The organism is Leucobacter sp. M11, from assembly GCF_035726885.1.
Taxonomy (GTDB): Bacteria; Actinomycetota; Actinomycetes; order Actinomycetales; family Microbacteriaceae; genus JAPFRB01.
Map to the genome: position 1 here is coordinate 20,489 of NZ_JAPFRB010000004.1, position 6,443 is coordinate 26,931.

Consider the following 6,443-nt stretch of genomic DNA (forward strand, 5'->3'; position numbering starts at 1 on the left):
CGCCCATTCTTGCCTCCTGGATTTCCGAAAGCGGCGGGGCTGGGTACCAGATCGGGATGATGCTGGCCTGCTTCGGGGTGTTGAGCACAGTTTGCTTGCTCTTCCTCGCGGAGACCCAAAAGGGATCCTTGGCCTCCGCAGCGGAGCCGAGCGGGAAAGAGCGCCGTTCGTGACGATTTAGAGCCGGATGCCACCCGCCCGGCGCGAGCCGGGGACCGGGAGGAGGCCCTCGGCGATGCCGCGGGCCGTGCGGACCCAGGCGTCGCTGCCCTCGAGCCCGGACTTGGCCATCGCGCCCTCGAGCAGGAGCGCGAGGTGCGCGGCGAGCGGTCCCGGGTCGTCCGTCAGCGGGGCGAGGTGCTCGGCGAGGATCGCCTCCACCTCGTCCTTGTGCTCGCGCACGGCGGCGCGGCCCGGGTGCCCGGCGGGCAGCTCGGCGGCGGCGTTCAGCAGGCCGCAGCCGCGCCAGCCCTCCCGGTACTCGGCGTTCGCGTGATCCGCGTAGGCGTCGAAGACGGCGAGCACTCGCTCGCGCGGAGAGCTTGCGGCGTGCAGCCGGGCGCGGAACAGCCCGAGCCACTCCTCGTGACGCTCCCGGAGGTACGCGGTGACCAGCTCGTCCTTGGACGCGAAGTTGTTGTAGAGGCTCATCTTGGCCACGCCCGCGGCCGAGATGACGGCGTCGATGCCCGTTGCCGTGATGCCGGAGGCGTAGAACTCGGTCGCCGCGGCGGCCAGGAGGCGCGCTCGGGCCGGGGCGGGTCGGGCGGTGCGCTCGGACACGGGGCCTCCGTTCCTGTGGGGTGGTCTCGCCCAGTGTACTGGGTAGACTGATCTGTCTAGTAGGGTGTGTCGCATGTCGACCTCACCCGCCGCGCGCCCCGGACTCGGCGTGCTCCTCGTCCTGGCCGCCTCGCTCCTCTGGGGCACGACCGGCACCGCCGCGACGCTCGCTCCGGAGGTCAGCCCCCTCGCGATCGGCGCGGTTGCTCTTGGGATCGGCGGCCTGCTCCAGGCGGCGGTGGCCGGGCGGAGCCTGCGCTCGGCCCTGCCCCTGCTGCGGCGGCGCTGGCCCATCGTGTTGGCGGGCGGACTCGGCGTCTTCGCCTACCCGCTCGCCTTTTACAGCAGCATGCACCTGGCCGGGGTGACGATCGGCACGGTCGTGTCCCTGGGGTCCGCGCCCGTCTTCGCGGTCCTCCTCGAGTGGGCGGTGGATCGCACCCGTCCCAGCCGGCGCTGGGCCCTCGCCGCCGGGCTCGGCCTGCTCGGCATGGCCCTGCTCAGCGTGGCCGGGGGTGAGGTGGGCGGTCAGGCGGGCGGCGCCGTGCCGGGGACGGCCCTCGGGCTCCTCGCGGGCGCGAGCTACGCGGGCTACGCGTGGGCGGCGCACCGCCTCATTGGCCCGGGGGTGAGCTCCCGGGCCGCGATGGGGGCCGTCTTCGGGCTGGGCGGCCTCCTCCTCATCCCCGTGCTCCTGGCGACGGGGGCGCCGCTCATCGCGTCCTGGCGGGCCTTCGGGGTTGGCGCGTATATGGCGCTGGTGCCGATGTTCCTCGGCTACCTGCTCTTCGGCGTCGCCCTGCGGCACCTGGATGCCTCCACCGCGACCGTGCTCACCCTCTCCGAGCCCGTGATCGCCGCCCTGCTCGCCGCCGCGGTCGTGGGGGAGCGGCTCTCCCCGCTCGGCGGGGTCGGCATGGTGCTCATCGGCGCGAGCCTCGCGCTCAACGGCCTCCGGCCGGGCCCGCGGGGGCGGACCCGCTCCGCCTAGCGGAGCGTGTCCAGCAGCACCGTGAGCTGGGCAAGCGTGGTGCGCGGGTTCAGCACGGCGAAGCGCAGGTTGCTCCGGCCCCGGTGCGAGCTCGGAGTCACGAACGCCGTCTGCGCCTCCAGGAGCCGATCCGACCAGGCGGCGTAGTCGGCCGCCTCCCAGCCGATCCGCTCGAAGACGACGACCGAGAGCTGCGGGTCCCGGACGAGGCGCAGCTCGGGACGGGACGCGATCTCGGCGGCGATGTCGTGGGCAACTGTGAGCGCCTGGCCGATGGCGGCGCGGTAGGCCCCGGCGCCGTAGGTGCTCAGCGAGAACCACAGCGGCAGGCCGCGGGCGCGCCGGGTGAGCTGGATCGCGTAGTCCGAGGGGTTCCACTCGGGAGCCTCGTTGAGCGTGTCCAGGTAGGCGGCGTGCTGGGTGTGCGCCAGCCGCCCGGCCTCCGGGGTGCGGTAGAGCAGCGCGCAGGAGTCAAACGGCGTGTACAGCCACTTGTGCGGATCGACGATGAGTGAGTCCGCGTCCTCGACCCCCGCGAAGCGGTGCCGAGCGATCGGGGAGAGCATCGCGGCGAGTCCGTATGCCCCGTCCACGTGGAACCAGAAGTCGAACTCGCGCTTCAGGTCCGCGACCGAGCGAAGGTCATCGACGATGCCGAAATTGGTCGAGCCAGCCGTGGCCACGACCGCGAAGACCGCGTCGCCGTGCTCCGCAAGGGCGGGGCGCACGTGGGCACCGCGGAGCTGGCCGTCCTCGTCCGTTGGCACCGTGACGACCTCGACATCCATCACCGCGGCGGCGGAGGCGATCGAGGAGTGCGCCTCCTCGCTGCACACGACGATCCAGGAATCCGGGGCGGAACCGCCCGCGGCCCGGCGGCGGCGCTTGGCGTCGTCGCGCGCCGCGACGAGCGCGGAGAGGTTCCCGATCGTGCCGCCCTGCACGAAGACCCCGCCAGCCCCGGCGGGGAGCCCGAACTCGCCCGCGAGCCAGGCCAGGGTCTCGTTCTCGGCGTGGACGACCCCGGAACCCTCCATCCACGAGCCGCCGTAGAGGGCGGTCGCGGACACCGCCATGTCAAAGGCCTGCGCGGCCTTGGTGGGTGCCGAGGGGATAAACGCGAGGTACTGCGGGTGATCCGTGGAGATGCACGCGGGGGAGAGGATGTGCTCGAAGACCGACAGGGCGCGGTCGGCCCCCATGCCCTCCTCGGAGATGCGCTCGTTGACGAGGCGGGACAGCTCCCGCTCCGACATCGGCTTGTCGAGCGGCACCTCGGAGGCCAGGAGCCGCCGCCTGGAGAAGTCGAGGACTCGGTCGATGAGGCGCACGTTCTCGTCGGTGACCTCGTGCATGCGGGCCGGTCCGGAGGAGCCGGGGGCGGGGTGGGTCATGGGCGTGTGGTCCTTCCCGGGGGTGGTGTGGGCGCGCGGGATTGCCGCTCTCGGTCAGCGTAGTGGAGCCCCGCGACCGGCTCCCCCGTGGCGCGCCCGAGGGTGCCTGCCGCCCCCACGAACGGGCTTGGGGCGGCGGCCGGGCGGTCGCGCCGGGCCCGGCGCGCCGCAACCGGCTCGGCGAGCGGCGGCTCAGTCCGCCCGGTCGTTGAAGCGGCGCAGGGAATCGCGCAGCGCCGTCAGGTCCTCCGGGGCCCAGTCGGCGAAGCGGGCCTGGTAGTCGGCGCTCATCTGGCGGCGCAGCTCCGCGACCTTCGAGCGGGACAGCTCCGTTGAGCGCAGCAGCGTCGATCGCCGGTCCGTCGGATCCGGTTCGGTCTCCACGAGGCCGAGGGAACGCAGCAGCGTCACCTGGCGGCTGATCATCGCCTTGTCCATTTCGAGCCGCTGGGCGAGCTCGGTCGCCGTGATGGGCTCGTTGCGGAGCACGGTGTGCAGCACGAAGATGCCCGAGTTTTTCAGGTCCGGGTGGATCCGGCGCGCGTAGCGCGCCGAGCGGGAGCGCACGAAGGAGAACACCTCAGAGAACTCGGCGACGATCCCCACGACCGTGTCATCGGCGGGGTCGCTGCAGGGGCTCTCCGGGGTGGTGGGGGGTGTGGTCATCGTGGTCCCGCTCCGCTTTCGCTCGTTCACGGTCTAGCCTACGGCTAGTCCGCGATCCCCGTTCCCGGCAGGGAGGCGGCCCGCTTGGCTTCCTGCTCCGCGAGCAGCTGGGAGGTGGTCTTGTCGCCGAGCCGGGCATTCGGCAGCCAGATGATCGCGATGAGGGCCACGACCGCGAGCGGCACGGCGGCGAGGAACACGTTGCCGATCGCGTGGCCGTAGGCGTTTTCGACCACGTCGCGGATCGGCTCGGTCAGCTTGTGCAGCTCGGGGATGGTCCCCCCGGACAGCGCCTCGGCCCCGAGGCGGTCCTTCGGAGAGAGCGCCCCGATGCCCTCGGTGATGTATCCGGCCACCTGTGTGCCGAGCATGGCACCCATCGCGGACATGCCCGCGGTGCCGCCGATGCTCCGGAAGAAGGTGACCGAGGAGCTGGCCACGCCGACCTGCTGCGGGGCCACCGCGTTCTGGGTGATGAGTACGAGGTTCTGCATGGTCATGCCCACCCCGGCCCCGACGAGCGCCATGTAGACGGACACGAGGACGAAGCTCGTGTCGTAGCGCAGGGTGCCCATCAGGAGGAGCCCGCCGGTGAGGAGTACCCCGCCGAGGATCATCCAGTGTTTCCAGGTGCCGGTCTTCGAGATGCGCTGCCCGACGAGGGTGGACGCGATCAGCACCCCGGCGACCATGGGGATCGTCAGCAGGCCAGATTCCGTGGGGGTCTTCCCGCGGGCGAGCTGCATGTACTGGCCGAGGAACACGGAGGTGCCGAACATGGCGACGCCGACGCTCAGGCTCGCGACGACCGAGAGGGTGAAGGTGCGGTTCTTGAAGAGGGTCATCGGGATCAGCGGCTCCTCGGCCCGGATCTCGACGAACACCGCGGTGACGAGGGCGATGAGCCCGCCGCCGACCATGATCAGGCTCTGCACCGACCACCACTCGATCTGGTGACCGCCGAGGGTGACCCAGATCAGCAGGCTGGACACACCCGCGGAGATGAGCGCCGCCCCCAGGTAGTCGATCTTCACGGGGCGCTTCACCGTGTGCAGGTGCAGGGTGCGCTGCAGCATCACGATCGCGACGACCGCGACGGGCACGGCGACGTAGAAGTTCCAGCGCCAGCCGATGGAGTCGGTGATGACCCCGCCGAGGAGCGGTCCGCCGACCGTGGCGACCGCCATGACCGCGCTCATCAGGCCCATGTACTTGCCGCGCTCGCGGGGGCTGATGATGTCGGCCATCACGATCTGCCCGAGGGCGGCGAGCCCGCCCGCGCCGAGACCCTGGACGATCCGGCACACGATGAGCCAGGTGGGGTCCTGCGCCATGCCCGCGAAGGCGGAGCCCAGGGTGAAGATCACGAGAGACAGCTGCAGCAGGAACTTCTTGTTGACGAGGTCCGCGAGCTTGCCCCAGATGGGGGTGGTCACCGCGGAGGCGAGCATCGTGCCCGTGATCACCCAGGTGAAGGCGGCCTGCGTGCCGCCCAGCTCCGCGATGATGCGCGGCATCGAGGTGCCGACGACGGTGCTCGCGAGCATCGACACGAAGATGCTCAGCATCAGCCCCGCGAGGGCCAGCCGCTTCGCCCGCCCGGTCAGCGGCGCGAAGCCGCCCGGGGGCGCGACCGCCGGGGTCGCCGGTGTGTCGGGCGCCGGGGTTGCGGGGGCCGGTGCGGTGCGGGACTGGGGAATTTCAGGCATGGTCTCTTTCGGCGCGGTGCTTGGTTGACAAACGGCAACTATACGCGACATCGTTGACAATAATCAACTTGCCTCGCCGAGTGTTTGCCGAGTGTTCTCGGCCCCGCGCAACCCGGGCCGCACCCGCCCCGGTTCGCGAACGCCCCCGGGGATGCCACAATAGGGGGGTTGGCAGAAAGGGTGCGTTCGTGACCACAACTATCGGTGTCATCGGCGGCGGACAGCTTGCTCGAATGATGATCCCCCCGGCGATCCACCTGGGACTCGGCATTAGCGTCCTCGCCGAAGCGGAGCACTCCAGCGCCGAGCGCGCCGCGGACCGGGTCGGCGACTACCGCGACCCCGAGACCGTCTACGCCTTCGCCGAAACCGTCGACGTCATCACCTTCGACCACGAGCACGTGCCGCCGGTGATCCTCGAGGAGCTCGTGCGCCGCGGCGTCCCCGTGCACCCCGCCCCGCACGCCCTGCAGTACGCGCAGGACAAAATCATCATGCGCCAGAAGCTCACAGAGCTCGGCGTCCCCGTGCCCGCCTGGGCCGCGGTCGCCACCGAGGCCGAGCTCGACGCCTTCATCGCCGCCAACGGCGGACGGGTCATCCTCAAGACCGCCCGCGGCGGCTACGACGGGAAGGGCGTGCGCATCGTCTCGCACGCCGAGGAAGCCCGCGACTGGTTCGCCGCGCTCGCCGAAGACGCCCACGGCGGCCAACTCCTCGCCGAGGAACTCGTCGATTTCCGTCGCGAACTCTCCCAGCTCGTCGCCCGCCGCCCGAGCGGTGAGGTGCGCGCCTGGCCCGTCGTGGAAACCATCCAGCGAGACGGCGTCTGCGCCGAGGTCCTCGCCCCCGCACCGACCGAGCGCCCCGAAATCCTCGACGAGGCCGCCCGCATCGGGC

7 protein-coding genes are annotated in these 6,443 nt (G+C 71.4%); 3 read left to right on the plus strand and 4 right to left on the minus strand.

The genetic code is table 11. The annotated features are described in order from the left end of the window. A partial coding sequence (locus tag OOT08_RS12070; RefSeq protein WP_442916264.1) for a hypothetical protein occupies positions 1–173 on the plus strand: 173 nt, incomplete at its 5' end. A 4-nt stretch (positions 174–177) separates the two neighbouring features. On the opposite strand, the gene OOT08_RS12075 is transcribed toward OOT08_RS12070, so the two are convergent. After that, entirely contained in the window at positions 178–783 is a 606-nt protein-coding gene (locus tag OOT08_RS12075) for a TetR/AcrR family transcriptional regulator (protein WP_325092959.1), read from the minus strand. Between the two features lie 73 nt (positions 784–856). Between OOT08_RS12075 and OOT08_RS12080 the strand changes: the two genes are divergently transcribed. Continuing rightward, a complete protein-coding gene (locus tag OOT08_RS12080) occupies positions 857–1,774 on the plus strand; it encodes a DMT family transporter (protein ID WP_325092961.1) in 918 nt (305 codons plus the stop codon). Here OOT08_RS12080 and OOT08_RS12085 read toward each other — a convergent pair. The 3 genes from OOT08_RS12085 to OOT08_RS12095 all read right to left on the minus strand — a co-directional run bounded on the left by OOT08_RS12085 (position 1,771) and on the right by OOT08_RS12095 (position 5,543). After that, the gene (locus tag OOT08_RS12085; protein WP_325092963.1) at positions 1,771–3,168 is read right to left on the minus strand and encodes a pyridoxal phosphate-dependent decarboxylase family protein; all 1,398 of its coding nucleotides are present in this window, start codon (positions 3,166–3,168) and stop codon (positions 1,771–1,773) included. The genes OOT08_RS12080 and OOT08_RS12085 overlap by 4 nt on opposite strands. A 192-nt stretch (positions 3,169–3,360) precedes the next feature. Next, entirely contained in the window at positions 3,361–3,834 is a 474-nt protein-coding gene (locus OOT08_RS12090; protein WP_325092965.1) for a MarR family winged helix-turn-helix transcriptional regulator, read from the minus strand. A 44-nt stretch (positions 3,835–3,878) separates the two neighbouring features. Next, a complete protein-coding gene (locus OOT08_RS12095; protein WP_325092967.1) occupies positions 3,879–5,543 on the minus strand; it encodes a DHA2 family efflux MFS transporter permease subunit in 1,665 nt (554 codons plus the stop codon). Positions 5,544–5,731: 188 nt separating this feature from the next. Between OOT08_RS12095 and OOT08_RS12100 the strand changes: the two genes are divergently transcribed. Then, positions 5,732–6,443: ATP-grasp domain-containing protein (locus tag OOT08_RS12100; RefSeq protein WP_325092969.1), on the plus strand; the 712-nt coding region annotated here is incomplete at its 3' end.